This is a genomic window from Vibrio tubiashii ATCC 19109, assembly GCF_000772105.1.
GTDB lineage: Bacteria > Pseudomonadota > Gammaproteobacteria > Enterobacterales > Vibrionaceae > Vibrio > Vibrio tubiashii.
The window spans coordinates 1,462,762-1,488,971 of record NZ_CP009355.1; the positions used below are offsets into that span (position 1 = coordinate 1,462,762).

The window sequence follows — 26,210 nt, forward strand, 5'->3', positions numbered from 1 at the left end:
AGAAATTGTTAGTGTTATTTTGAGATAAAGCGGAATAGGTATTTGTCATAAGAGCCTTTGTAACCCTTCTGAGACTCGCTAGACTCCATATCAAATCGTTCAACGTTGCTGTAACTCGTTGAGCCATCAGTCACGTACATATCATTGTCATAGTAAGAGCTGCTGGTAGGATTGTAATAAGGGAATACAGCCGAGTTATTTGGCACCAAACCTAGCATATTGTCAGTCGACGGCAGTACCCAGTTAGATTTGCCACATGTTCTTTGCGAATTGAAATTTGCAAGTTCAGTAACGATCTGGTCGTAGGTTTTGTATCGCTCACTTGGTGTCGCGTTTTGGAAGATCTGCCAAATCTCACCAGTACGCGGGTTTTTAGCACATTTTGCAGAAAGCCTATCGCTGGCAACTGAACCGTCAGCGGCAATAAACTCCCAAGCTATGATATCTTCCCGCATTAAACGAGCTATTGTCACAAAAGCATCGTAGCCGTCGCCCGCTACCGGGAAAGAACGTAGCTCCGGTCGCTCACTTGTGTTCGCAAATACATAAGTATTCTGTTTAGAAGAACTTGATGATGAGCTCGTCCAGTAAAAGAAGCGTGTACCTCCACGAGAGTATGTTTTATCGTACTCTGGTAGCAGACCTTTATGATTAGGGAATACACGCGCATCAATGGTTTTACTCGCCCCTTTCAAGTCGACAACCGACGCGGTCTCTAGCGACTTTATCTGATTTGGATGCGGCAATTTCCAATCATTAAAACCACAGAGATTGGCGCTATTTGTCTGTTCTAGCACGCCCCCAGAACCCAATACACTTGGAAGATCAGCTCCAGAAGCATTGTAAACAACCTCATCTTTACTACCTGGAGTGCCATATCGTAGTAATGTCCAAACTCGTTTAGCTCCCACTAACTTTGTATCAAGTACACAGCGCCACCCTTGTTGATAAGTAGCCGCTTTTGGTAGGTAGCGACCTAGAAAATCTAACTTGGCAAATTGTCCATCAATTAGAGCATCTGCTTGCGATACGACATAACCATTACTATGGGCTCGATTCAAACCATCTTTGGCAGTGGTATGCAATGTATCTAAGTTATTAAGCGCAAGCGTAGAATCTAACTGCGACAGCAATCCATTAATATTAGAAATCAGAGTTGAAAATTGGCTATCAATCTGACTCAATGCATTGTTCAGTGATAGCTTCAGTGCACTGGCAAGCATGTTGTCGTTTTCGATATCAAACAACGCAGAATAAAACGCAAGAGTTGCTTGGTGAATATCACTACCTGAATTAGCAGCAACCAAGGCAGATTGCGCCGAACTCATGGAGTCTGCGTGAATCTGTATGCTTGCTAATTTTCCTGCAACTGAAGTAGCTTCCACATACCCTAATAATGCGAGATTATTCTTGCTTAGTTGATCAAATTTGTTTTGGAACTCTGATACTTTCGAAATATAGTCAACACTTTGTGCATCTGTACGAGCTTGAGCCATTTGCGCATTGAATGCCAACTCATCTAGTCTCTCTTTTTGCTGTGATTTTTGCGTTGCCCAACTAGCTGCTATTGACTGTAAACTTTGCAGTTTCAAATTCGCTTCACTATGCAAGGTAGAATAACTCTTTTGTTTATTCTGATTCGATGCTAACCAAAGTGTTAAGAATAATTCAGCCTGCTTTAACTCATTAGATTGTTGAGATAACAAGCTATTCATCGTTGACATTTTTGAAGTAACGTCACCCAACAACACTGAACCACTTGCTAGCTGCCATTTAACAAACGGGTATTTACTCGTATATTCGGAAGTATCTTTCACGCCGTTTTTATAAGCGATTGCAGTACCCGATTCATCAACCCACGTAATTTGATAGTCACTAATCAAATACGATCGCGCAAAGCTAGGTAATGTATCTCGCTTTCGTCTGGTTAAAGGAACAGCTTCTGAAGATAGAGGCAATTTCCAATGTTTGATACCACAAGCCGTAAACTCGGATACTTTTGTAAATACATCTTCACCTTTCGAGGGTGACATTTTGACCCAAAATATGGGATCGCCTTGTCCCTGAACATCATATTCCGCGATGCAGTTGGTGTGATAGCTATTCCAGCCATGATACAAGCTGTAACCAACGGCCTGATTCCAGCTTGCCATCGGTACGTACTGAATAGGCCCAAATTGTCCAGTTAGTGACGTTGCCCATAAAATACTTCCCGAAGCATTATCTTTGCCTGTGATAGCGTTCTTCTTGATACGAAGACCAACATTACTTTTGTCGTAAGCTCTAGGTCCAATAAACTGGGGGTTGCTCGTTACTGCGTTCCAAGTAGCTCCTTGATCAACGGTAAATTCGTAATGTTCGGGTCTGTTATAATTTTCACCACTATTGACGTAATCCCAGCTAATCATATTGGGTGCTACAGAATTGTTCGCTACCTTAATTTCTCCATTGCTAGGAGCGGGAAGCAAGGGTGTTTCCGTAAATGGCAGTGGGTTAGAAGCAACCACACCTGCTGGCATACCATTTTGAGAATTGCCGCGAACGCGAATCTGAACAGCACCCTTCGATTTAGCGATATCACCAATAACAATTGGCTTAGCGAGTACCGGCGTCCAATTGGAACCGGAATCTGCTGACCATTCATAATTTGCTAATTCACTAAAACCAGCGACATTGGTCCAATCTAGCGTATTAGCATTATCATCCACCACTAGGCTTGTTGGCGCAGACGGCTTATCTGGTTGCTTAGTAAGTGCGGATTGGTTTGACAACGCGGCACCCGCCGGACGCCCATTGACTGGGTTAGCTTTTACACGTAACTGTATACTGTTTATTACATAGATACGATCTTGTAATGTAATTGGCTTACTCGCTACAGGAGACCAATCACCAGATTCAATGCTGACTTCATAATCAGCCGCAGTCTCGAAGCCCGCAACCCAACTCCAATCGAATGTGTTTGCAGCATCATTAACAATCCCCCCAGTTGGTGCCATAGGAGCATTTGGTGTCACCGTAAACGGTTTGTCATTGCAAAGTAAACTTCCCGCAGTGTTGCTTGCATTTGCTTTTACGCGAACACAAACTTTGCCAATGTTGTAGTTGTTGTCAGAAATCGATAAAGGGTTTGTCGTGACAGCTTGGAAGCTCTGACCACCATCAATAGATAACTCATACAGGTTTGGTTGTTTGTAACCGGCAACTACCGTCCATCCAAACTGGTTGTTAGCATCGTCTATTAGAGGCAATGTTGGAGCCGCGGGTTTGTCTAGCACTTTGGTGAAAGCTTGCGTAATAAGTAGCTCTTCCCCAGCAGGACGACCATCTATTGGGTTCGCTTTTACACGTACTCGAATAGTATTAGCATCGAGTTTAACGTTACCCACAACGTAAGGGTTAGAGGTCAACTCCTGCCAGCCTGAACCAAGGTTTATCTCGTAATTTTTTAAGACATCAAAGCCCATCACAAGTTGAATCTCGAACTGATCCGAGTCGTCATTGGCACGCACCAACGACGGCGCACTCGGTGAAGCTGGCGTTACCGTCATGGGTTGCGTCGATTTAGTGCTTAAACCTGTTGGACGAGCAGAACTAAAATCTTCGCGTACACGGAGTTTAAGATCCCCTGCAGCAATGGCGACATCCGCAAGCTTTTGGGGTTTTGTATTTACAAGCAGCCATGTACCACCACCATCAAGCGTGTATTCGTAGTCGCTGACCTGCGAGAATCCTGCCGAGTGTTGCCAGTCAAAAGTATTTTCCGCATCGTTTACAACTAAATTTGAAGGCGCAGGTGGAACTCGAGTTTCTGTAAATGCTTTAGCTGACTTCAGCGGCTTACCTGCTGTAATGAATTTAGCGGGTTTTGCTGCAACTCGAACCTGAACCGCACCTTTATCTATTGCAGTGGTACCGACTGAAATTGGCTTTTGTGCCACCTTGATCCAGTTAATGCCATTGTCCAATGAATATTCGTAGTCAGAGAGCGATGCAAAAGGCTTAACTAACGACCAATCAAAGGTATCCGCAGAATCATCCACTACGCCTTTTTTTGGGGCACGTGGAACGGTAGTAACAACGTCTCCCTTAATATCATCGTGGTCGATTTTTAGGTCATCACGGTAATCGCTTGCTAACTGTTCTAAAGCTTGCTCTGTGTTCTGCGCACCATGGGATAAGTTATCTGTACGCTGCTTCATCGCTGCAACATCTAAGTTTGCTAATCGATTCATAGAACCTTTGCGAGCAAACTCTTCTGTGACTCCACCATCTTTCGAAGCGTTTTGTGCAGATTGAATGACTCGGGTGATACCACGAGCAAGCATATGGATCTGTTGGCTTTCTGAGCTAGCTCCAGAGACGTAGTCAGATTTCAGTACATCTTCTGAAACGTTTAGATCGGCGGCAAGTGTGCGAGCAGCCTCATCGAAGCTTTCCCCTGTAAGGTCTGCCATACTTGCAATCATCGAAGTCATTGGGCTGACAACATCCGAGTGAGTCACAGGCGATTCAAGAGTAAAGTCTTTAGTAATCGTCTGATTAGGGTTGTCTAAATCAATGGTTTTGTTGGCAATAGCTTCAACTAAAACTCGGTAGCCTTGGGTGCTGCCTTCCACTGGCAACTCATACTTACCTTGAGAGTCCGTCTGAACAATGTTTCCATCACCACTATCACAGATTGAGTTCTTGTTTTTATCCAGGCATACGTTGGCATTTACAAGATATCCATCCATAACAACACCTGTTAGGCGGTTACTTGCAGATGGTTCAACCGATGGTGATAATTTACTGTCAGGTTCACTTCCCCCACCACATCCGATAAGGGCAACCGAAATGGCTCCTGCCCCAAGCTTTTTGACCAGTACTCCCACCGCTCGAACTCCGAATTTATAAAACAATCACAAAAATGAGCGTGAATATTAATTTAAATGATACTTGTTATCAATATCATTTGATCTTTTATTTTGTATAGTGATTAAATAGCAGGGATAAATACTAGGTATATTAGAAATAGATAAAATAATTGGTTATATATGCTCAAAAAACACACAGTATGCAATTTGGCACTCAGTATATCGAGCGCCCTTTTGCTCTCCGCATGCGGTGGTGGTTCTGGTGACTCCGGTTCCTCAGCAACAACAGCAAATGTCTACAGTTATTCAGGCTTAGCTCAGTGCGCAGACACTGACGCAGATGGCGTTTGTAGTCCTTTAGAACAGCAAATTTCCTATAGTGGGAATTACGCTAGAATCGTCAATGATAATGGAGCGATCTTAACGGCTCATAAGACCTCAGAACTAGTGTCGCCATTCACTACTTTGATCTACAGTGAAGTGCTGTTTAACCCAGCGTTAAAAGGCGACCCAACCAGTGCAGCAACTTATCTTCAGACCGCTCTCGGAGACAAGTTAGGGGTTAACTTTGCCAGCGCGGGAACCACTCATGGTCCTAAGCAACAAACAGAGACGTTGCTCAAATCCTTACGCCAAGCGCAAACTCAAGGACAGCATGATCCGATGGTGAACATCGCCCATGCTGTTGATGTTATGATTGCGAATCAAACGCTTGATTTATCAGGATTCGATCTTAGATCTCAACCAAATAGACATGTTTCGTTTGGTAGTCAGCTAATCGTTCATGGTTCGCAAGCAGACTCTGCTTTAGTCGGAGCGAAATCCGTCGCTTTCAACCCTGCAAACAACAAAATTGTCTATGTTGACGCAACTGATAACGTTAAGCAGATCGATATCACTAACTCAAACCGTGCTGTACTCGCAACGCGTACGATTGATTCGTACTCCTCCGCCTCTTCAGATGATGACGACGATGATGATGACGATCATAAACACGGCGGAAGTATTCTTGACCTGTTAGGCTACCAGCCAAAAGCTCATCAATTGACACAAGTTGTGCCTGCACTAAATAGTGTTCAATCTTACAAGCTGTACCAACCTAAAACAGGTTCAGCGGGTATGCGTAGCACAGTATGTGACGCGACAGGTTCAAGTGGCATTTTCTTAACTAGTTTACGAGACAAATCAGTCCAGTCTCGCTCCCTGACAATACAAAAAGTCGATGCTTACGCTAGTGCTTCAGGAAGTGTAATTCCTCCTGTCCCAAAACCGACACCTGTAAACCCTGACGCAAATTTATCGGCTAAACGTTGCTTCAATGATAACTTCAACTGGATTAAGCCACTCTATTCCCAAAAAGCAGTCATTGCTGAGCTTGATGATGGTTTTAGTACCCAAGATTATTTGCGTCGTCTAAATGCCGATACGCTAGCAATGGAGAGTCAGAGTTTCACCCTCAGCTCTACACAAAACCTCGTTGTCCCCTCACTGGATGAGACAGAATTGTTAGTCGTGGACGATGGAGGTAGCGCTAACGCTGTGCTGTTGAATTCGCAGACCCTAACACCAACAAACCCTAGTACAATTGGGGTGAATAATGCTTCGGCTGCTGCGTTCGCGGTAGGGAATCAACTGGTGTTTGGCTTGAAGAGCAATAAGATTGTATGGGTTGAAAAAACCGCAGCCGCCAATCAGTTAAAATCCATTGATGTCGACGGAACAGTGCGCATGCTCAAGTCCTCACCAAATGGAAAGTTTTCAGCGGCAATTACAAGTAGCTCGTTATATATTTTGAACAACAATTCACGTAGTACAGTCAAAAAGATTTCAATATCAGGCAATGACGTAAAAGAACTGATAATGCTTAACAGCAAAGCTGTCGCAGTTAAAAATAATGGTTTGGATTACGTCCAGTTTGGCAATATCTCTGGACCAAAACTCAAGGTAGCCGCGCAATTAATCACTAACTCTCTCAAAGACGAATGGGCGAATACCCCAGGGATGACTTGGAATACTTCAAACTTCGGTTACATCCTTGAAAAGACAGGCGTTGATCAGCAGATAGCCAACCAATTTGATAACATTGAAGTCACTTGGTTACCTGCCGGTGTATCTCAAGCGAGCAACGTAACCGGTGCTAACATTAGCGGCTTAGATAGAGGTCGATGGATCACTTTAAGTAAAACCATGTAGTTGTAGAAAAAAGCAGCACCAGAAAACCGTTCGTGGGGGTCAGGAGCATGTTGTCAGGTGCTGCTTAGTTTTACCAATTCATTAGTTGCAAAAGGCTGACTAGTGCCAGTCGCTCAATGAAAGAAGCTCCCTCATCAAGCTTAGAGCGGTAGTAACCACTGAGTTGCGATTCCAGTTTGTCTCTTTTCATCATTTCCTCCTCTGTTGCCACCTATTTTGCGACTTTATGAGGAACGGAAAAACTGTCAATCTAGGTTAATTTCATTCCCTATAAAGACATCAATCTGTCGATAAATGGCAAAAAAGAGTAGCAAACTGACAAAACTAGGAACAAAATCAATAAACAGATTTCTGGTTTGATGAGTATTTTTTGTGTCTGACTTAAATTTATTGCGTTATTACAGCCGTTTGGTCCCACTTGGTGTTGGCGTCGAGCATAAAACAACATTGCCAATCGTTGCCGATTCGCTATTTACCACCTCCCGTCACGCACGCAACTTGCTTAATCAAATGCTTGATTTGTCTTGGTTATCTTGGATTCCAAAAGCTGGGCGCAATCAACGTTCTACGTTGATCCTTCACCTTCATCTAGACGAACTTAAAGCACAGCTGGCTTCAAAACGAATCCTCGAAGGTAAATATGAAAAGGCGCTGTCGATACTGGATGACGACGAAGTTGCGTTTGGACGATTGCTACAAAGCACCTCTGGCGCAACAATACGTGAAGGTCTGCTGCATATTCAGCTCACCTACAAACGCCCTTTCGAACGCTTGGTGCCACATCAACTTCAGCGTTCCAGCGAGCGCTATCTGCTAAGGCAAATCTATTGCTGTATAGTATCGAGTGCTGCCAATGGAAACCTAGAGCCACAGCTTGCTCATCACTGGCACTATGATGAATCTAATCTTGAGTGGAGCTTTTACCTACGCCCAGGATTAACCTTTCACGATGGTGAAGCGATCAGTGGTGAATCCATAGTGAATCTGTTTAAAAAGCTAGCAACCTTGGCTGATTATCAGAGTGAGTTACATCATCTGATTGACGTCTTTACACCCTCACCAAACAAAATTGTTTTTAAGCTATCTAAACCTGACCTCGGCTTTGGTGGCTTGATTTCTGGCGTTAAGTATTCCATTCAGCCCATCTCGCAAATCAGTGAAGCACCGATCAAACAAGTCGTTGGCTGTGGGCCATTTGAAGTGACCGAACACTCAGAGAATAAACTCTGTTTGCAAGCCTTTGAACGCTACTACGCTTGCCGCGCGTTAACTGACCAAGTGACGATTTGGCATCTTGACGAATCTGAACTGCAAAACAAGCAAATTCAGACCAATCAGCCAGGAGCTCAGTCAAGTTCAGACTGCAATTACTACGTTTCTCACGCCGTAAGTAAGCACTTAGACCGCAATGTTCAACAGAGTCGCACTGAAGATGGCTGTATGTTTGTGCTCTTTAACCAATGCGGGGAGACTGTATTAGATGACAATCAACGTCGTTTTCTTTCTACTTATTTAACACCGCGCAAGGTGTTCGATTACCTAGAACAACATAACCTACTTTTCGGCTGTGAAGTTGCACAAAACCTACTGCCGATGTGGCACAAGATCACCCGACCCGAGATGCCCGAAGCTGCCCTGCCTAAACGGCTGACTATCGCTATCTATGATTACAGCTCATTGCGAAACTGCGCTTTAGCGGTGAAATACCTGCTGGAGCAATATGGTGTGGAAGTCGTGATTAACAGCTATAGCTATCGCCAGCTGACGACTCTGGCTGAATCTGGTCAGCTTCAAGAGTCTGTCATCATCACCAATATCAATCTTGATGACAATCGACACGCCTCCGCATTTAACAGCCTTTACCATAATCCGATTATCCAACGCTGTATTGGAGAACAATCGAAGACATGGCTACTAGATAGGCTAAATCACCTGCGTTCAGAGACGGAGCTACCGGATTACCTCGATGCTCTCGAACCTATTGCTTCCGCGTTAATCAACCAGTTTTGGCTCTCTCCCCTGTTCCACCACAGACAGACATTGCGCTTTCAAGGGGTGCTTAAAGATGTCGCACTCACCAACTGGGGGTGGCCTGATATCAAGAATGTCTGGTCTGCCGATTAGCGTCATTTTTATCGCACAGCGTTAATACTTTGAGCTCAAAATATAACACCCTCCCTTAGCTCCTTCTAGCTATAAATTTCCGTGACAACTGTGCGGTTTTTTACTGACAAATGTTTTATTTTTGTCACAAAAAACATCAACACTGGTTCACAGAGTCAACATATTAATTTGAACTCTAAATATCATTTCGCTATTTTTATAACGTATTCATTAAAAAGGAAATTACAATGAAACTAAAAACGGCTGCATTACTAACCCTAAGCGCAACCGCTTTCCATGCCCAAGCTGAAGAGTGTGGCAAGGTAACAATCGCTGATATGAACTGGAATTCCGCCACAGTGATTGCCAACGTAGATAAGTTTATTCTTGAGCACGGCTACGGCTGTGACGCTGAATTAATCCCGGGCGATACTATGCCAACGGGTACATCAATGATTGAAAAAGGCCAGCCAGACGTAGCACCTGAACTTTGGAGTAATAGCCTGAAAGATGCCTTGGATAAGGGCGTTGCAGAAAAACGTCTTCGTTACGCAGGTAAATCGCTTGTCGATGGTGGCGAAGAAGGGTTTTGGGTTCCTGCCTATCTCGTTAAGCAATATCCTGAAATAGCAACAATTGAAGGTGTTAAGAAGCACGCGAAGTTGTTTGAGCATCCTGAAGATCCTGATCACTCAGCCTTCTACAGCTGTCCAGCAGGTTGGAACTGCCAAATCAGTGCAGGTAACCTATTTAAAGCTCTAGGTTTAGAAGGCTCTGGCTTTACCATTGTTGACCCAGGCTCAAGTGCTGGTCTATCAGGTGCAATAGCAAAAGCGTATGAGCGTGAAGAAGCTTGGTTCGGTTACTACTGGGCTCCAACTGCTGTTCTTGGTAAATATGAAATGGTCAAAGTCGACTTCGGCAGTGGCGTAAACGAAAAAGAGTTCGTCGGCTGTACTACACAGGCTGAATGTGAAGCACCTAAACCAACCATGTACCCACCTTCACCTGTGCACACAATTACCACTGAAGAGTTTGCTAGCCGCGCACCACAAGCTTATGACTATTTCACTAAGCGTGGGTTTAGCAACGCAGACATGAACCAACTTCTTGCTTGGATGGAAGATAACCAAGCAGATGGTGAAGAGGCGATGTTCCACTTCCTAGAAGAGTACCCACAAATTTGGCAAGCATGGGTACCTCAAGATGTGGCAAACAAAGTGAAACAAGCACTTTAAGCCGATAAGAAACCTATAGCGCCGTTAGGCACTATGCTTTAGATGTACTCCTTCGCTACAAGGGTAGCGAAGGAGAATAAAAGGAACTTATTGATGTCTAATGACAGCTGGTTCAACAGCTTTCCCGAAATGGAACGCTCTGATCTAAGAGCAATCCGCAAAACTCTCGATGGTGCATATCGAGATTTCTCACGAGAATATGGCGACCTTATTGAATCCTTCTTCGATCCTCTACTCTCCTTTCTAATCTGGTTTGAAAAGTTATTAATTTCAACGCCCTGGATGATTGTCTTGGCGGTATGTACCGGCCTTGTCTACGCAGCTAGCCGCTCTTGGAAATTGGCTGTTGGTTGTTTTGTTTCTTTGATTCTTATTGGCTACTTTGGCATGTGGGAAGACACAATGCGCACTTTGAGCATTATCACCGTCTGTACCATGCTCTCGATAGTGTTGGGTATTCCGATTGGTATTGCCATGGCGCGATCGAATCGTGTTCAATCGGTCGTTACGCCAATGCTCGATGTGATGCAAACCATGCCAGCCTTCGTTTACTTAATTCCGGTCGTGATGCTGCTTGGTATTGGTAAAATCCCAGGACTTATCGCGGTTGTCATTTACGCCATTCCACCTGTCATTCGCCTAACCAATCTAGGCATACGTTTGGTTGATAAAGAAGTACTCGAAGCTTCAACTGCATTTGGCGCTAGTGCCAAACAACGACTGTTTGGAGTGCAACTCCCGCTTGCCATGCCCACCATTATGGCTGGAATAAACCAAACCATTATGATGGCGCTTTCTATGGTAGTTATCGCATCAATGATTGGTGTTAAAGGACTCGGTCAGCCTGTACTCAAATCGATCACTAACCAGTACTTCACGCTTGGTTTACTCAACGGCTTCGCAATCGTCGCACTGGCGATACTATTTGATAGAGCCTCTCAAGCTTACGCGAAACGCACACAGGCTCATTTAGGAGATCTAAAACATGACTAAACCACTTATTGAGATCAGTGGCTTATACAAGGTTTTTGGTCAAAAGCCTAAGTCAGTGATGGAGCGCGTCAAACAGGGTGACAGCAAGGATAAAGTCTTAGCTGAAACCGGTCATACCGTTGGTCTGAAGGAGATCAACCTGCAGATCAATCAAGGTGAGATTTTTGTCATCATGGGTCTATCTGGGTCAGGTAAATCAACCTTGATTCGCCACTTCAACCGACTAATCGATCCCACTGAAGGTCAGATTCTGGTTGAAGGTACAGATGTCATGAAGCTAAGCCAAAAAGAACTTGAAGAGTTCCGCCGTCACAAAATGTCGATGGTCTTTCAACGCTTTGGTTTATTGCCCCATAGAACCGTAGTCGACAACGTGGCTTACGGGTTAGAAATTCAGGGAATAGAAAAACCTCAACGGCTACAAAAAGCCAACCAATGGCTCGATACGGTAGGTTTGAAAGGTTACGAAAACCAATATCCTTCACAACTTTCCGGCGGTCAACAACAGCGTGTCGGTTTAGCACGCGCTCTCTGTACCGATGCGGAAATTCTGTTAATGGATGAAGCTTTTTCTGCCCTCGACCCGCTGATCCGCAGCGAGATGCAAGATCAGTTAATCGAACTGCAAGAGAAGCTACACAAAACCATTATCTTCATTACCCACGACTTAGATGAAGCACTTCGTCTTGGTGACCGTATCGCCATTCTTAAAGATGGCGAACTTGTCCAGCAGGGCACACCCGATGAGATTTTGCTTCACCCTGCTGATGACTATGTTGAAGCCTTCGTTAAAGATGTGAACCGAGCACGAGCCCTAACGGTTGAAACCGTCATGAACCCGCCTGCGTACCGAATTACAGCAAACACGATTCAAGAAGCGATTGCTCAAATGAAGGGCTTTAAGCAGGACTATGCTTACCACGTTACCGAAGAAGGCTATCAAGGCGTATTAACCAAAGAAGGCTTGCTTGATGCGGCTAAAGACACAACAACAGCCGAAGAGATTAAACAGGAGTTCTATGAAGAAGTTCCTGCTGTTTCTCCAGATGCCGCGATTGAGGAAGTATTAGTCGACACCATGTCTTGTGATTACTCACTACCCGTTGTCGATGAAGACGGTAACTTACAAGGTGAGTTAGAGCGAAGCGCTGTGGCTGAAATATTCTCCGACAGTTCAGAGGAGGAAACGTCACCAGCCCCAAAGCTGGATAAGGCCTCTTAGCTTCGGACAATACAAAAACGCCACTTGCAGTCAATGTAAGTGGCTTTTTTATTTTAACTTCTGAGTCTACGGCTCGTAATTCGGGTTCATCAAAGAGTAGCGGTATTCTTGGTCAGCCCTACCTTCAGCAAGCATTTGCAGCAGAACCAGTCCGGTAGTACTGACACCACATTTGATATCACAAGGCTCGTTGTAATCAAGTTCAACTGGCAATGAAGAGTGACTAGCAACCAAAGGGATATTACTTTCTTCAGGAACCACTAACATATCCGTCTCTTCGGCAGCTGGTAGCGAAAACAGAAACAATTCCTTTTGTGCATCAGCGGCAAACGCCACCTTTATTGCAGACAGTAGTACAACACCTAGCAGCGCAAATGTATTCAGTTTCATAATTCAGCCAAGTTTATAAATTCAACTGTATTATAGCTTTCGACTATCTATCAGCAACTAAAAAAGCTCCCGAAGGAGCTTTTGGTAATGCTTAAGGAACCGAGCATGTTACTTGTTGTTTCGACGCGCCTCTACAGCATCGGCAAGTTGGCGAAGGACTTTTTCAGTATCATCCCAACCAATACACGCATCAGTGATTGACTGACCGTAAGTTGGAGCTTGACCATCAACCAGATCTTGACGGCCTTCCACTAGGTGAGATTCAATCATTACACCGAAGATAGCCTGTTCGCCACCAGCAAGCTGACCAGCAACATCTTCAGCAACAACCATCTGACGTTGGTATTGCTTAGAACTGTTTGCGTGACTGAAATCGATCATTACTTTTTGCGGTAGACCTGATGCTTCTAGCTCTTGCTTGATAGAACCAACATGGTCAGCGCTGTAGTTTGGCTCTTTACCACCACGAAGAATGATATGACAGTCTGGGTTACCCGCAGTCTCAATGATTGCAGAGTGGCCATATTTAGTTACAGACAAGAAATGGTGCGAAGCACTTGCGCTACGGATTGCATCGGACGCAATCTTAATGTTGCCGTCGGTACCATTCTTAAAGCCAACTGGGCAAGAAATACCTGAAGCAAGCTCACGGTGAACCTGAGATTCGGTCGTACGCGCACCAATTGCACCCCAGCTAATCAAATCAGCCACATACTGTGGGGTGATCATATCTAGGAATTCACTTGCCGTTGGCATACCCATGTCTGTTAGATCTAGTAGCAGTTTACGACCCATGCGCAGACCGTCGTTGATCTTAAATGTATCGTTTAGGTATGGGTCATTAATAAGACCTTTCCAACCCACCGTTGTACGTGGTTTTTCAAAGTAAACACGCATAACAACTTCTAGGCGATCACCCAACTCATCACGCAGTACCTTAAGACGCTTGCCGTATTCGATTGCCGCTTCTGGGTCATGGATAGAACAAGGGCCGATGATCACAAGTAGACGATCATCTTCACCTTTTAAAATATTTGAAATGGCTTCACGAGAACGAAACGTAGTCGAAGAAGCAGATTCTGTTGCAGGAAACTTCTCTAAAACTGCAACTGGTGGTAATAACTCTTTGGATTTGTTAATTCGTACATCATCTGTTTGAAACATTGCTACTTCTTCCTATTACTCTTGGTTGAACGCATCACCGAAAGTGAGTGGTGAAAAAACGTTCACGCTTTCTTGTTCCTGTTCTGTGTAACTTATCTATCAAAAACCAAGGTTGCAACCACTAATTTCAATAAAAGGCAATATTTCTACTATTTTTACATTTTACATGGTGTGTAAATAATTAATTACACCCTTATAAATAGGGAGCTAGAGGAGAATTTTGCCCTCGTTTTTTATACCACCAGATGCATTATCAGTCTGATATTGCTAAGGTATTAATACAATAACAAAATCAGCAGATCAGGCATGAACGCCATAGAATTTACAAATGTCAGCAAGTGGTATGGTCAGTTCCAAGCACTCAAAAAAATAAATCTCAGCGTACGAAAAGGCGAAATTTTAGTCGTTTGTGGCCCTTCGGGATCCGGTAAATCAACCCTTATCCGAACCATAAACGGATTAGAAACCCTAGACCAAGGGGAAATAACGGTTTTAGGCCAACTCAACTCAACCCTAGCTGCGGGCAAGGTGGGAATGGTGTTTCAACACTTCAACCTCTTTCCGCACCTCACTGTTCTAGAGAACTTAACACTTTCTCCTATACGTACACTTGGGCTGACTAAAAAAGAGGCGACTCTGCGCGCGCTGCAGTTCTTAAAGCGGGTCAATATTGAAGAACAAGCCAACAAATACCCAGTGCAACTCTCTGGGGGGCAACAGCAACGCGTCGCGATCGCCCGTTCACTGTGTATGCAGCCAGAAATATTGCTCTTTGATGAGCCAACTTCCGCCCTCGATCCAGAAACTATTCAAGAAGTGTTAGATGTCATGGTCGACTTGGCGCAAGATGGCATTACTATGATTTGCGTTACTCATGAAATGGGATTTGCCAAAAAAGTCGCAGACAGAGTGATCTTTATGGACCAAGGGCAAGTACTTGAAATGTCGACACCAGAGCAGCTTTTTTCTGCTCCGACACATCCAAGAACGCAGCAGTTCTTAGCACAAATATTGAGCCACTAAGAATGAAGAAAATAATCCAACCCGTTGCGTCTGCCCTGCTCCAAATCACCTTGCTCATCCTAGCCCTTGCTTGGTTGCTTGATTCTGGTGCTAAGAGTATGGGGTACCAGTGGCAGTGGGAGCGCGTACCCGATTACATAGCCTTCTATGAAGATGGCGAATGGTGGCCAGCTGAGCTCATCGAAGGATTGCTCATTACCATCAAAATCTCTGCGATTAGCTTAGGGTTTACGCTGCTCATTGGACTGACAACTGCGCTACTTAAGCTGTCTAGCTCGTGGGTAGGACGAGGCATCGCTAATGTGTACATTGAGGCGATACGCAATACGCCTTTGCTCGTGCAGATATACTTGCTCTACTTTGTCTTTGGCCCTGCTATTGGATTAGACCGATTTGCGACGGCCGTTTTGGCACTTTCACTCTTTCAAGGCGCCTATACCGCAGAGATCTTCCGAGGTGGTTTAAACAGTATTGCCAAAGGGCAATTTGAGGCAGCGAAATCTCTCGGCCTTAGCCCGTTTTACACCTACTACGACGTGATATTGCCTCAGTTGATTCAACGTACACTTCCTCCGTTAACCAATGAGGTGGTGTCTCTGATTAAGAACTCCTCCATTGTCAGTGTTATGGCAATTTTCGATCTCACTACCGAGGGACGCAATATCGTCTCGGAAACCGCTATGCCATTTGAAATCTGGTTTACTGTGGCTGCTATCTACCTCGCCTTGACGCTGACACTGTCAGGGCTTTCTGCTTGGCTAGAACATAAACTCGGCGCTAGTTGGCGCACACAATAAAGGACATCTCTATGAAAAACATAGGAAGCAAACTCATTTCAAGGAATGGATTCAAGGCTGCAATTACGGCTCTGCTAGGTTTAGCGATTAGTCTGCCAGCGCTGGCTTCAGAAACGCCCAACTTAGACAAAATTAATGAGCGCGGAACGTTACGTGTTGGTATGTCCACCTTCGTTCCTTGGGCAATGCGGGATAAGCAAGGCGAGCTAATTGGTTTTGAAATTGATGTAGCAAAACGCTTGGCGAAAGACTCTGGTTGGCAAGTTGAGTTTGTTCCTACGGCTTGGGATGGCATTATTCCAGCTCTACTAGCGAAGAAATTTGATGTCATCATTGGCGGTATGAGTATAACTCCCGAACGTTCAAAGAGTGTGTTGTTCTCTGCTCCCTACTCTCATTCTGGTGTTCAAGTGGCGGCGAATAAAGAGCTCGCGGAAGGATTCTCTGAATTTAGTGACTTCAACTCTCGTCGAGTAAAAATTGCAGCCCGTCGCGGAGCTTTTACCGTGCAAGTTGCTCGTGAAACCTTCCCTAAAGCTAAGATTCTTCAATTTGATGATGATGCGCAAGCTTTCCAAGAAGTACTGAATGGCAATGCTCATGCCGTCATCGCGTCGAGCCCAAAACCAGAGCATGAAGCGGTTAAAAATAGCCACAAACTCTTTATTCCATTCACGGAGCGTTTGTCTAAAGGCAACGAAGCGTTTGCTGTTCGTTTAGGCGAGGCCGACAAAGAGGCTTTCTTTAACAATTGGATTCAAGCTCGTACTCAAGACGGATGGCTGGAACAACGTTATGAGTACTGGTTCTCAACGCTAGACTGGCAAGACCAGATCGCATCTGGTCAATAACTTGATTGGCGCCAACTTATCAAAGTGAGTTGGGGCCACTTTTGTGGAATAAACAAGCACGTGACTAAAAGCAACACACTAACTTCAATCGCCCCACCAGTCGTTAAGCGCTCGACTAACAAGCTCGATGTCCTTCTTTTACTGATGTTGGCGGGGTTAAGCTACTGGCTATACGACCGTTCTTCTGTCGGTATTAACTACACTTGGCGTTGGCAAGAAGCTTTCTCTTTGCTGTTTACGCCAAGAGCAGATGGCTCTCTGCCCTACTTTTTTCAGGGTTTGATCTCTACTTTGCGCCTGAGTGTTTGGGGGATGGTTCTAGCGTTGAGTTTAGGAACGGCATTGGGTGTCGCTCGCCACTCTAAAATCACTCTCTTTTCTGTACCGGCAAACATGTTCGTTCAACTTATACGAAATATCCCGCCTCTGGTATTTGTCTTTATTTTTTACTTTTTCATCTCTAACCAACTAATTCCACTTCTGGGTTTAGATAGTTTGCTAAGAGAGCACTCGGGAGAAGTAAACTGGCTACAGTCCACCTTATTTGGCCCTGCCAACCTTTGGGAAAACCTACTATCGGGCGTGTTATGTGTTGGTCTACTATCAGCGGCGTACGTTGCTGAGGTGGTTCGCTCGGGCTTATCGGGCATCCCTAAAGGGCAATGGGAAGCGGCAGATTCGTTAGGTATCGGCGGATGGACTAAATACCGCTATGTGATAGCACCACAAGTTCTCGCGGCGATAACACCCGCATTAGCAGGGCAAGCGATTTCCTTGGTCAAAGACACATCCATCGTGTCGCTGATTTCAATCCAAGAGATGACGTTTGTTGGCACTGAGATCGCCAACTCTTCAGGTTTGATTTTTGAAATCTGGTTGATAGTTGGACTTTGCTATCTTCTCATTTGCTTATCGCTATCACTGTTATTCAAACGACTAGAACAGCGAAGTTTGAAACACCTTCAGCGATAATTAAAAGCTTACCGCCATACTATTTAGGCTCGATAGGTGCTCGGTCTTTTATTCTGATTGGTATAACGGAAACTTTAGCTTCAAATAACTCACATAAAGCATGGCGCCTATTGCTACGCATACAAGATTGATACTCAGGTCGAGGAATGAAAACTCGCGTAGAGGATTAAACATTTGCAGAAACTCGTCCAAACTGACCATAGCCAACAAACCTAATACCCATGGCGACAACACCAAACGATGATAATGGTAGTAAGAGATTGGTGTTGACCACGCGGCGATAAACCCGAGTGTGGTGGCTACCGTTGCGTGAAGCACCCATGCACCACCCAGTAGCACTTCAAGCGCTCTTATTGAATCGCCATGAAAGTCAAACGACTTTGCCATCGAGGCCCCACCGCCAAGCGCCATTAGGCCAAAAAGAACAATCAATCTTTTACTAAAAAGCTGCGTAGATAGGTACATAGAGCGCTCTATTCAAAATCAAAACGCTCAGTAGACTAGCCGATGTTGATAGCAGAAAAAAGACCAACTCGGCTTCGTCTTATAATTTAGACAGTTATGTAATGATCCAGCAGCAGCAGCAAGAACAAAAACATTAGGTGATAGATGGAAAACTTAAACGTTTCAATCGCTGATTTCTCATCTGGGTTAAATTTGAGTTTCCAAGCGTGACCAATAAAGCCTAAGCTCAGAATTGTCGAACCAACCCAATACAATGTTCCCGCCATACCGACTAAAGCAGGCAGCAAACAGACTAAAGCGAGTAGCACGGTATAGAGCAAAATAGACGTTTTGGTGTATTCAACTCCGTGGGTAACAGGCAGCATTGGAATATCCGCTTTTGCGTAGTCATCTTTACGGTGAATCGCTAGCGCCCAAAAATGTGGCGGTGTCCAGATGAAGATAATCATCACTAGCAGCCAACCGTTGGCGTGCATCTCTCCAGTCACAGCTGTCCAACCTAATAGTGGTGGCATGGCACCCGCTATCCCTGCGATAACAATATTCTGCGGTGTCGCACGCTTTAAATACATGGTGTACACCACAGCATAACCAAGCAAACTCGCGAAGGTTAACCATGCCGTTAAAGCGTTTACGCCGATATAAAGAACGGCAAATCCCAATGCTCCAATAGCAACCGCGAATGCGAATACATGGCTTGAGTTTATTTCTCCTGATGGCAGTGGCCTTTTGTAAGTTCGAGCCATAATGGCATCAATGCGCTGGTCTATAAGATGATTAAACGCTGCCGCCGAACCTGCCATCAAGCCAATACCTACTAGCCCAAGCACTGTGCCTTGTAAAGGTAAAGCACCAGGGACCGCAAGACACATCCCAACTACCGCGGTCAGTAACATCAGAGCGACGACTTTAGGCTTAGTCAGGGCCAAATAGCTACGCCATAGCGCTCTCTCTTGAGCAGTAACAGATAGTGTTTTACTCATGCGCACTCTCCTTATTAATCAGAGCAGAATCCATTGCAGACTGATGACTGGTTTGCCAAATGAGATAGTTGGTTCGTAATACGATCAAGAGCAACAAAGCCGCCCCTAAATTGTGTGCCACTGCGACAACCAAAGGTAAGCTCAATAATACGTTACCGATGCCGAGTGCAATTTGAATCGCGAGCATCAGCAATAACCCTTTCGCCACTTTGGTATACGCTTGTTTTTTCTCCGCGAGCAGCATAAACACGAGTGCCGAAACAAACAGAGTAACGACAACCGCCCCCACTCGATGGGTAACATGAATCGTCATCCGCGCGCCATAATCTAACGTGCCAAACTCATAGCTTTCTTGTTTGGGTTGGATCAACTCAAAAGCGCGCCCGAAGTCGAGATAGGAAGTCCAGTTTCCTTCACATATCGGCAGTGTCGTACACATCAGCGCTGCGTAGTTAGAAGATGTCCAACCGCCTAACGCAATTTGCATTACCACAACCACAAGCGTTGAAGCGGCCAATAACTTCAACCTCTGCCTAGCCTTACTGCCATCCTTAACCAACGGAGTTTGCCTCGCTTGAAGCCCCCAGTGAGTTAAGGCGAGCAAACTGAATAAGGTAAAACCTCCCAACAAGTGACCCATTACTATGATTGGCATTAGCATCATGGTCACTGTCCACATTCCCAGTAACGCTTGAAAAATAACTACGACAGAAATTACCGAAGCCATCGGCATCGGTATTTGCCTTGTTCTAATACCAATAAAAGTAATGGCAAACACCACTAAACCCAGAGTTCCCGCAAAGTAGCGATGGATCATTTCGAGCCAAGCTTTGTCGGCTTCAACGGTAAGAGATGGGTACAGCGATTGAGCCAAAGCGATTTCATGCTGCTCATTAGGGACGGTTAGTTGACCATAGCAGCCCGGCCAATCAGGGCAGCCAAGTCCTGCATCCGCAAGTCGAGTATATGCGCCGAGCATGACAACAATGAATGTGAGGATAAGACTGAATCTGACAAGGTTTATCAACTTCATATCACGGCTCCTAGCGGGTTAACCGACACGAGATAACTTGAGCAGCTTACGCAAATCGGCCAGTAATCCCTTGCTTTGCGCTACTAACTCACCCTCTTTACTCACTTTGGGATAACGCATCACCAACTGGCCTAGCGGATCAACAATCACGTATTCAAATTGATCAACAAGCTGAGAAAAACCATCATTTACTTTTATCTGAGCATATTCTGAGTTTGCTAATACCTCGCTGCTAGGCGTAGATATCAGCACAGGTTGCACTCGTTGTTGGTACTTACCCAGTGCGATGTGGCTCTGACCAAGTAAATAGATTTGTTGCTGACAGAACTCATCGCATTGCTCCGGAACCACATAACCAAGCTGCCACTGTGTCTCTTGGTAAGGATTATCGATACCTAACGATTCCAATGTCGCCATAGGTTCAATAAGTTCGCCCTTGTTGGTCACACCCGATTGATACCAGTGCTGGCTCAATACTGTTTTTGCAATAATGGCAGGTAAAGCAAACATCACCACTAAGCTGACAAAAATGATCCTTCCTCTTAAAACTGGGTTACTCATCTTTTACTCCCTGCTTCAACGCTTTGACTAGTAAGCCGACACTTAACAGCGCAAGTACTGCCGCCATGGAAAACCACTGCACTGCATAGCCTAAGTGCTTATCTGGATTCATCGAGACTGGTTGCCAAGGCTGAATATAAGGCCAAGGCTCGACCAACGGCTGCACAACAAAAGGTTCTATTTCGATCTGCCAATGCTGTTCTAACTGAGCAAAATTAAGGTTCTGAATTCTGCTCATCTTGCCTTGCTCTAAATGCAAATCTTTGCTGAGCGGATTACTCGACTTGCGATAAAGCCTGCCTTTTAGCGCAAGCTCACTATTTAACCAATTAACCTGTGGCAGTTGTGAGCGTAAACCAGGCGCTTCAACAAAACCGCGTTCAAGCAGCAGATGTTGTCCAGATTGTGTTTTCACTAACTGCAACGCCAAGTAACCTACCTTGCCATCAACACTTTGGTTATCTAGTAACAAGTACCTACCCATCACTGGGGTCGCGCTAAGCACGACTTTTACCCCGGTTGGGTTACTGATTTGTTCCTCTGTCAGCTCAGATAAACCAACAGGTGACATTTGCGCTCTCTGTGTAACCTTTTGCTCTATTTGGCTTTTCTCTTCTGCTCTAGATAATTGCCATAAACCTAAGTTGATCAATATCGAAAAGGCGACCACAGTTATTAGACAAACAACCACAAACCTTGTGGTTTTCAGCGGAGCAAAAAAGGAACCACTCATGGTATTCATATTCAAACTTGTCCTAGTACTGCTGCTACTCTTCATCCTTGTTAACCTCGGTAGAGCGATGTTTGAAATGGTTAAAGGTCCTGAATCGGAAGATGACTCTGACCAAGATTCCCTCCCAGATGACAAACCCATGAGCTTTTATTTAGGTCGCCGCGTGTTCCTTTCTGCACTCGCTGTTGTGTTAATGGTGGCCGCCTTATTAAGCGGCCTAATTGAACCGAATATACGCCCTTACTAGGGTCTGTTTAACTTAGCGTTAAAGCACGTAAACAAAGACGAACAGACACAACCACACCACATCAACAAAGTGCCAATACCAACTGCCAGCCTGAAAGGCAAAATGGTCTTTAGGCGTAAAATGGTCTTTTGCCACTCTAGCCAGCAATATGATCAAAAATGTGGTTCCTAACAGGACATGCATGCCATGGAATCCGGTCAATAAGAAAAAGGTATTGCCATAAATTCCCGATTGAAGCGTTAAGCCCAAATCTTGATAGGCATGTGCGTACTCAACCCCTTGGTAGTACAAGAAGAAACACGCCAAAACGATGGTGATTTCAAGCCAGACAATCAAAGCCATACGCTTGTTCTGCTCTAAACTGACATGCGCTAAGTGAAGCGTAATCGAAGAAGTGAGCAGGATAATGGTGTTGATTAATGGCAACCCTTGCCAAGGCATCGCATTGGTCGTGTCTCCACCTGGAGTAGTCGTTAATGGCCATAAAGCCTCAAATGTCGGCCAGATAACCTCATGCGTCATCGCATTGTTTCCTGCCCCGCCAAGCCAAGGCACAGAGATCATACGTGCGTAGAAAAGAGCGCCGAAGAAAGCGCCGAAGAACATGACTTCGGAAAAGATAAACCAGCTCATCCCTTGCCTGTAAGAACGGGACAACTGCGCGGAATTCTTACCACTCATAGATTCTGTTATGACGTTGCTAAACCAACCCGCGAACATGTAGAGAAGAAAGATAAATCCCGCGAGCAAAATCAGCTTACCAAAGACACTTCCATCCCCGCCTTCAGCCATGTTCTGTACCGTCAAGCCTGCGCCGACAGCAATCAAAAATAGGGCAACTGCGCCAACAATTGGCCAGCTACTTTGTGCGGGCACATAATAGGATTGATGTTTTGAACTCATTGTGTTGCTCCTTGCGAAGTATCATCAGTTACCTTAGATGAAACGTTAGCTAACTCGGTTGAGGTCGTTTTATCCGTGATGTCATAGAGGGTGTATGACAACGTCAGAGTGTGAATAGAGTCTGGAATATCAGGCTCGATATAGAAAATCAGCGGCATTTCTGCTTTTCCATCGGCCTGCAAGGGCTGTTGATTAAAACAGAAACATTCAATTTTGTTGAAATAGGTAGCCCCTAGCCCAGGTGAGACCGATGGCACGGCTTGGCCGACAATATCTTTGGAAGACAAATTCTTAGCGTAGTAAGCGGTTTGAATCACTTCACCGGGATGCACTTCCATCGAAGTTTGTGCAGGTACAAAAGACCATGGAATCCCTTGATTATTGTGCGCCATAAACTCTACGCGAATAAGACGTGATGTGTCAGGAACCATACCTTGAGGTTGTAGCGCAGACTCTGTATTGGTTTTTCCGTTGATTCCTAAAGCTTCACACATCACGTCGTATAAAGGAACAAGAGCAAAACCAAAACCAAACATGGCAACAACCGCAGCGCAAAGCTTCAGCGTAAGCTTTCTATTGGATTTCGCTTGCCCGTCCATAACAGAGCCCTTAGTCCACTTTCGGTGGCGTTGAGAAAGTATGATGAGGCGCAGGACTTGGCACCGTCCATTCCAGTCCTTCAGCACGATCCCAAGGTTTCGCCGAAGCCTTTTCACCGCCTCTGATACATTTGATCACCAGCCACAAGAAGATTAACTGTGACAGGCCAAAGGCAAAGCCCCCAATTGAGACTATTTGGTTAACGTCGGCAAATTGAATCGCGTAGTCTGGGATACGCCTTGGCATACCCGCTAAGCCCAAAAAGTGCATCGGGAAGAAAAGCACATTGACTGAAATGATCGAACACCAGAAATGCCACAAACTCAATTTGTGGTCATACATGTTCCCCGTCCATTTAGGCAACCAATAGTACGCCGCCGCCATAATCGAGAACACGGCACCCGAGACCAACACATAATGGAAATGAGCCACCACAAAATAGGTATCGTGGTACTGAAAATCAGCAGGCACAATCGCGAGCATCAGCCCTGAGAAACCGCCAATGGTAAACAAGATGATAAACGCAATAGCGAACAACATCGGCGTTTCAAAGGTCATCGCCCCTCGCCACATGGTTGCTACCCAGTTAAACACCTTAACGCCCGTCGGCACCGCAATCAGCATGGTGCAATACATAAAGAAGAGTTCGGCGAATACCGGCATACCCGTGGTAAACATGTGGTGCGCCCAAACAAGGAAGGACAGAAGCGCGATACTACAAGTTGCGTACACCATCGAGTGATAACCAAACAGCTTTTTGCCACTAAAGGCTGGAATAATCGCAGAGACAATACCGAAGGAAGGCAAGATCATTATGTACACTTCAGGGTGACCGAAGAACCAGAAGATATGTTGGAACATCACGGGGTCACCGCCCCCTGCGGCATCAAAGAACGAGGTTCCAAAGTACTTATCGGTGAGCACCATGGTAACAGCCCCCGCAAGTACAGGCATCACGGCTATTAATAGGAACGCGGTGATTAGCCAAGTCCAAACAAACATTGGCATTTTGAACCATGTCATTCCCGGTGCACGCATATTAACGATGGTGACGATCACATTGATTGCCCCCATGATCGAGCTGATCCCCATAATATGAACCGAGAAGACAAACAACGCGGTACTGTCAGGTCCATAGGTCGTAGAGAGTGGCGCGTAGAAAGTCCAACCAAAGTCAGGACCCCCGCCTTCCGTAAATAGTGAAGCAATCAGAATGGCAAAAGCGAAAGGGAGAATCCAAAAGCTAAGGTTGTTCATTCTAGGCAGAGCCATATCTGGCGCGCCGATCATCATTGGGATCATCCAGTTCGCGAGCCCAGTGAAGGCTGGCATCACTGCTCCAAACACCATGATTAAGCCATGAACGGTTGTCATTTGATTGAAAAACTGCGGCTCGACCAATTGCAAACCCGGCTGGAAAAGCTCCGCACGAATGATCATTGCCATCGCACCGCCGATTAAGAACATGCTAAAACTAAACCAAAGGTAAAGCGTCCCAATGTCTTTATGGTTCGTCGAGTAGAGCCAACGTGTAATTCCCTTAGCTGGACCATGGTGGTCATGATCATCTGCTTCAACAGCAATCGTGCTATTAGCGCGGCTGATATCGGCATCAGTAGCTGGCGCTGATTTGGTTTTATCTTCTACGATCGAATCAGGTTTGGACGTTTTCATTGTCCCTCCTTAGACGCCTTAAGCTGGTTAACATCTGATGCTTGAACTAGATCACCCACACTATTGCCGAGACCATTTCGTTGGTACGTCACCACTGCCGCAATCTCTTTATCTGTCAGTTGGTTAGAGAATGCTTGCATCGCTGTACCCGAACGACCATTGACCACAATATCAATGTGCGAAGAGACATCGCCTGTTGCGACTTTACTGCCAGTAATGGCTGGGAATGCTCCCGGTATACCGGCACCGTTCGCTTGGTGGCAAACAGCGCATCGATCGAGATACACTTTCTCACCAACACTCATTAACTCATCCAGAGACAAAGAGGCGGTAAGTGAGGCTGCAGCTTCTTGCTTCGCTTTCTCTAATTCAGCTTTCTTCGCAAGCAGCCAGGCGTCGTATTTCTCTTCTTCCATTGCATGAACAACAATGGGCATAAAGCCATGAGCTCGGCCACATAACTCGGCACATTGACCGCGGTAGACACCCGGTTTGTCTATTCGAGTCCAAGCCTCGTTAATAAATCCTGGGATGGTGTCTTTCTTCACCGCAAAGTCGGGCACCCACCAAGAGTGAATAACATCATCTGCCGTCATCAAAAAACGTACTTTACGATTGATCGGTAGCACCAGCGGATTATCTACTTCCAATAGATAATGCGCGCCCTTTTCCTCAATGCCATCAATCGCTTTTTGGCTAGTTGCGAGCAAACTAAAAAACTCGACGTCTTCACCGAAATAGCTGTAATGCCACTTCCATTGCGAACCCGTGATTTTGATTGTCAGATCAGATTGAGAAGTATCTTCCATCGCGACCAAGGTTTTGGTCGCCGGAATAGCCATTAAGACGAGGATAATAATTGGAATAACCGTCCAGATAACTTCCACTTTAGTACTTTCATGGAAGTGCGCCGCCACCACACCTTTGGATTTGCGGTGATGATACATGGAGTAAAACATCACCCCAAAGACCACAACAGCAATGGCGCAGCAGATGTAAAATATCAGCATATGAAGGTCATAAACCTGCTCACTGATATTGGTGACTCCCTGAGTCATGTTGTAGGCACTTTCTTCTGCGTGTGCAAAAGCAGTGACACAAATTAACAAAACACTACTCAATCGCCACAGTAACAACTGTAAACTTTTCAAAAGACCTCTCCTCTGCCAGAGTCATCAACCGTGATGCTGGTACTTGTTCCTGCATGTCACC

The 26,210-nt window shown here is 45.2% G+C and carries 23 protein-coding genes; 10 read left to right on the forward strand and 13 right to left on the reverse strand.

Annotation, left to right across the window (positions count from 1 at the left end; translation table 11 throughout):
* Window positions 1–14: 14 nt before the first annotated feature.
* A complete protein-coding gene (locus IX91_RS21765) occupies window positions 15–4,871 on the reverse strand; it encodes a DUF1566 domain-containing protein (protein WP_004745761.1) in 4,857 nt (1,618 codons plus the stop codon).
* A gap of 189 nt (window positions 4,872–5,060) precedes the next feature.
* On the opposite strand from IX91_RS21765, the gene IX91_RS21770 reads away from it, so the two are divergent.
* On the forward strand, window positions 5,061–7,046 hold the full coding sequence (locus IX91_RS21770; RefSeq protein WP_236642928.1) for a hypothetical protein: 1,986 nt from the start codon (window positions 5,061–5,063) through the stop codon (window positions 7,044–7,046).
* Between the two features lie 70 nt (window positions 7,047–7,116).
* Here IX91_RS21770 and IX91_RS26970 read toward each other — a convergent pair whose 3' ends face one another.
* Window positions 7,117–7,239, reverse strand: a complete 123-nt coding sequence (locus IX91_RS26970) for a hypothetical protein (protein WP_269083062.1) — start codon at window positions 7,237–7,239, stop codon at window positions 7,117–7,119.
* Between the two features lie 179 nt (window positions 7,240–7,418).
* Between IX91_RS26970 and IX91_RS21775 the strand changes: the two genes are divergently transcribed.
* From IX91_RS21775 to IX91_RS21790, 4 genes are all read left to right on the forward strand, one after another.
* On the forward strand, window positions 7,419–9,170 hold the full coding sequence (locus IX91_RS21775) for an SgrR family transcriptional regulator (protein ID WP_004745758.1): 1,752 nt from the start codon (window positions 7,419–7,421) through the stop codon (window positions 9,168–9,170).
* Between the two features lie 227 nt (window positions 9,171–9,397).
* Window positions 9,398–10,387, forward strand: coding sequence for an ABC transporter substrate-binding protein (locus tag IX91_RS21780; protein ID WP_004745757.1), 990 nt, complete (start codon window positions 9,398–9,400; stop codon window positions 10,385–10,387).
* 93 nt (window positions 10,388–10,480) lie between these two features.
* Window positions 10,481–11,380 (forward strand): ABC transporter permease, encoded by a 900-nt coding sequence (locus tag IX91_RS21785; RefSeq protein WP_004745756.1) that lies wholly within the window; start codon window positions 10,481–10,483, stop codon window positions 11,378–11,380.
* Entirely contained in the window at window positions 11,373–12,602 is a 1,230-nt protein-coding gene (locus IX91_RS21790) for a quaternary amine ABC transporter ATP-binding protein (protein WP_004745755.1), read from the forward strand. Before IX91_RS21785 ends, IX91_RS21790 begins: the two co-directional genes overlap by 8 nt.
* Window positions 12,603–12,668: 66 nt before the next feature.
* On the opposite strand, the gene IX91_RS21795 is transcribed toward IX91_RS21790, so the two are convergent.
* Together IX91_RS21795 and aroG are read right to left on the reverse strand one after the other, a co-directional pair.
* Window positions 12,669–12,992 carry a hypothetical protein gene (locus IX91_RS21795; protein ID WP_004745754.1) on the reverse strand — a complete coding sequence of 108 codons (324 nt, stop codon included), beginning with the start codon at window positions 12,990–12,992 and terminating at the stop codon, window positions 12,669–12,671.
* Between the two features lie 108 nt (window positions 12,993–13,100).
* Entirely contained in the window at window positions 13,101–14,156 is a 1,056-nt protein-coding gene (aroG, locus tag IX91_RS21800; protein ID WP_004745753.1) for a 3-deoxy-7-phosphoheptulonate synthase AroG, read from the reverse strand.
* Window positions 14,157–14,462: 306 nt separating this feature from the next.
* Here aroG and IX91_RS21805 point away from each other — a divergent pair, with 306 nt between their 5' ends.
* Genes IX91_RS21805 through IX91_RS21820 form a run of 4 tightly spaced genes read left to right on the forward strand, consistent with a single transcriptional unit; the run spans window position 14,463 to window position 17,799 of the window.
* On the forward strand, window positions 14,463–15,179 hold the full coding sequence (locus tag IX91_RS21805) for an amino acid ABC transporter ATP-binding protein (protein ID WP_004745752.1): 717 nt from the start codon (window positions 14,463–14,465) through the stop codon (window positions 15,177–15,179).
* Window positions 15,180–15,181: 2 nt separating this feature from the next.
* Entirely contained in the window at window positions 15,182–15,976 is a 795-nt protein-coding gene (locus IX91_RS21810; protein WP_004749670.1) for an amino acid ABC transporter permease, read from the forward strand.
* Between the two features lie 11 nt (window positions 15,977–15,987).
* A complete protein-coding gene (locus IX91_RS21815) occupies window positions 15,988–16,827 on the forward strand; it encodes a transporter substrate-binding domain-containing protein (protein ID WP_004745750.1) in 840 nt (279 codons plus the stop codon).
* Window positions 16,828–16,887: 60 nt separating this feature from the next.
* Window positions 16,888–17,799, forward strand: a complete 912-nt coding sequence (locus tag IX91_RS21820) for an amino acid ABC transporter permease (RefSeq protein ID WP_004745749.1) — start codon at window positions 16,888–16,890, stop codon at window positions 17,797–17,799.
* 48 nt (window positions 17,800–17,847) lie between these two features.
* Here the strand turns inward: IX91_RS21820 and IX91_RS21825 are convergent, their stop codons facing one another.
* The 5 genes from IX91_RS21825 to IX91_RS21845 form a co-directional block, all read right to left on the reverse strand.
* Window positions 17,848–18,264, reverse strand: coding sequence for a VanZ family protein (locus IX91_RS21825; RefSeq protein WP_004745748.1), 417 nt, complete (start codon window positions 18,262–18,264; stop codon window positions 17,848–17,850).
* Between the two features lie 86 nt (window positions 18,265–18,350).
* Window positions 18,351–19,247 carry a heme o synthase gene (cyoE, locus tag IX91_RS21830; protein ID WP_004745747.1) on the reverse strand — a complete coding sequence of 299 codons (897 nt, stop codon included), beginning with the start codon at window positions 19,245–19,247 and terminating at the stop codon, window positions 18,351–18,353.
* Entirely contained in the window at window positions 19,240–20,280 is a 1,041-nt protein-coding gene (locus tag IX91_RS21835) for a COX15/CtaA family protein (RefSeq protein WP_004745746.1), read from the reverse strand. Before IX91_RS21835 ends, cyoE begins: the two co-directional genes overlap by 8 nt.
* A gap of 18 nt (window positions 20,281–20,298) precedes the next feature.
* Complete coding sequence (locus IX91_RS21840) at window positions 20,299–20,841, reverse strand: hypothetical protein (protein ID WP_004745745.1); 543 nt, start codon at window positions 20,839–20,841, stop codon at window positions 20,299–20,301.
* Window positions 20,834–21,583, reverse strand: coding sequence for an SURF1 family protein (locus IX91_RS21845; protein ID WP_004745744.1), 750 nt, complete (start codon window positions 21,581–21,583; stop codon window positions 20,834–20,836). Before IX91_RS21845 ends, IX91_RS21840 begins: the two co-directional genes overlap by 8 nt.
* On the opposite strand from IX91_RS21845, the gene IX91_RS21850 reads away from it, so the two are divergent.
* Window positions 21,573–21,821 (forward strand): DUF2909 family protein, encoded by a 249-nt coding sequence (locus IX91_RS21850; protein ID WP_004745743.1) that lies wholly within the window; start codon window positions 21,573–21,575, stop codon window positions 21,819–21,821. The two genes, IX91_RS21845 and IX91_RS21850, sit on opposite strands and share 11 nt — an antisense overlap.
* Window positions 21,822–21,839: 18 nt before the next feature.
* Here IX91_RS21850 and IX91_RS21855 read toward each other — a convergent pair whose 3' ends face one another.
* Genes IX91_RS21855 through coxB form a run of 4 tightly spaced genes read right to left on the reverse strand, consistent with a single transcriptional unit; the run spans window position 21,840 to window position 26,119 of the window.
* On the reverse strand, window positions 21,840–22,724 hold the full coding sequence (locus tag IX91_RS21855; RefSeq protein ID WP_004745742.1) for a cytochrome c oxidase subunit 3: 885 nt from the start codon (window positions 22,722–22,724) through the stop codon (window positions 21,840–21,842).
* A complete protein-coding gene (locus IX91_RS21860) occupies window positions 22,721–23,323 on the reverse strand; it encodes a cytochrome c oxidase assembly protein (RefSeq protein ID WP_004745741.1) in 603 nt (200 codons plus the stop codon). Before IX91_RS21860 ends, IX91_RS21855 begins: the two co-directional genes overlap by 4 nt.
* 10 nt (window positions 23,324–23,333) lie before the next feature.
* The gene (gene ctaD, locus IX91_RS21865; RefSeq protein ID WP_004745740.1) at window positions 23,334–24,998 is read right to left on the reverse strand and encodes a cytochrome c oxidase subunit I; all 1,665 of its coding nucleotides are present in this window, start codon (window positions 24,996–24,998) and stop codon (window positions 23,334–23,336) included.
* Entirely contained in the window at window positions 24,995–26,119 is a 1,125-nt protein-coding gene (gene coxB / locus IX91_RS21870) for a cytochrome c oxidase subunit II (RefSeq protein WP_415668814.1), read from the reverse strand. The genes ctaD and coxB overlap by 4 nt, the downstream gene beginning before the upstream one ends.
* Window positions 26,120–26,210: the final 91 nt, after the last annotated feature.

Bases quoted from the DNA above. Each gene is read 5' to 3' on its own strand.
- aroG (WP_004745753.1), bottom strand. From the start codon at position 14,156: ATGTTTCAAACAGATGATGTACGAATTAACAAATCCAAAGAGTTATTA.
- ctaD (WP_004745740.1), bottom strand. From the start codon at position 24,998: ATGAAAACGTCCAAACCTGATTCGATCGTAGAAGATAAAACCAAATCA.
- IX91_RS21845 (WP_004745744.1), bottom strand. From the start codon at position 21,583: ATGAATACCATGAGTGGTTCCTTTTTTGCTCCGCTGAAAACCACAAGG.
- IX91_RS21825 (WP_004745748.1), bottom strand. From the start codon at position 18,264: ATGTACCTATCTACGCAGCTTTTTAGTAAAAGATTGATTGTTCTTTTT.
- IX91_RS21840 (WP_004745745.1), bottom strand. From the start codon at position 20,841: ATGAGTAACCCAGTTTTAAGAGGAAGGATCATTTTTGTCAGCTTAGTG.
- IX91_RS26970 (WP_269083062.1), bottom strand. From the start codon at position 7,239: ATGATGAAAAGAGACAAACTGGAATCGCAACTCAGTGGTTACTACCGC.
- IX91_RS21795 (WP_004745754.1), bottom strand. From the start codon at position 12,992: ATGAAACTGAATACATTTGCGCTGCTAGGTGTTGTACTACTGTCTGCA.
- cyoE (WP_004745747.1), bottom strand. From the start codon at position 19,247: ATGAGTAAAACACTATCTGTTACTGCTCAAGAGAGAGCGCTATGGCGT.
- IX91_RS21835 (WP_004745746.1), bottom strand. From the start codon at position 20,280: ATGAAGTTGATAAACCTTGTCAGATTCAGTCTTATCCTCACATTCATT.
- IX91_RS21855 (WP_004745742.1), bottom strand. From the start codon at position 22,724: ATGAGTTCAAAACATCAATCCTATTATGTGCCCGCACAAAGTAGCTGG.
- IX91_RS21850 (WP_004745743.1), top strand. From the start codon at position 21,573: ATGGTATTCATATTCAAACTTGTCCTAGTACTGCTGCTACTCTTCATC.
- IX91_RS21785 (WP_004745756.1), top strand. From the start codon at position 10,481: ATGTCTAATGACAGCTGGTTCAACAGCTTTCCCGAAATGGAACGCTCT.
- IX91_RS21790 (WP_004745755.1), top strand. From the start codon at position 11,373: ATGACTAAACCACTTATTGAGATCAGTGGCTTATACAAGGTTTTTGGT.
- IX91_RS21780 (WP_004745757.1), top strand. From the start codon at position 9,398: ATGAAACTAAAAACGGCTGCATTACTAACCCTAAGCGCAACCGCTTTC.
- IX91_RS21815 (WP_004745750.1), top strand. From the start codon at position 15,988: ATGAAAAACATAGGAAGCAAACTCATTTCAAGGAATGGATTCAAGGCT.
- IX91_RS21805 (WP_004745752.1), top strand. From the start codon at position 14,463: ATGAACGCCATAGAATTTACAAATGTCAGCAAGTGGTATGGTCAGTTC.
- IX91_RS21860 (WP_004745741.1), bottom strand. From the start codon at position 23,323: ATGGACGGGCAAGCGAAATCCAATAGAAAGCTTACGCTGAAGCTTTGC.
- IX91_RS21810 (WP_004749670.1), top strand. From the start codon at position 15,182: ATGAAGAAAATAATCCAACCCGTTGCGTCTGCCCTGCTCCAAATCACC.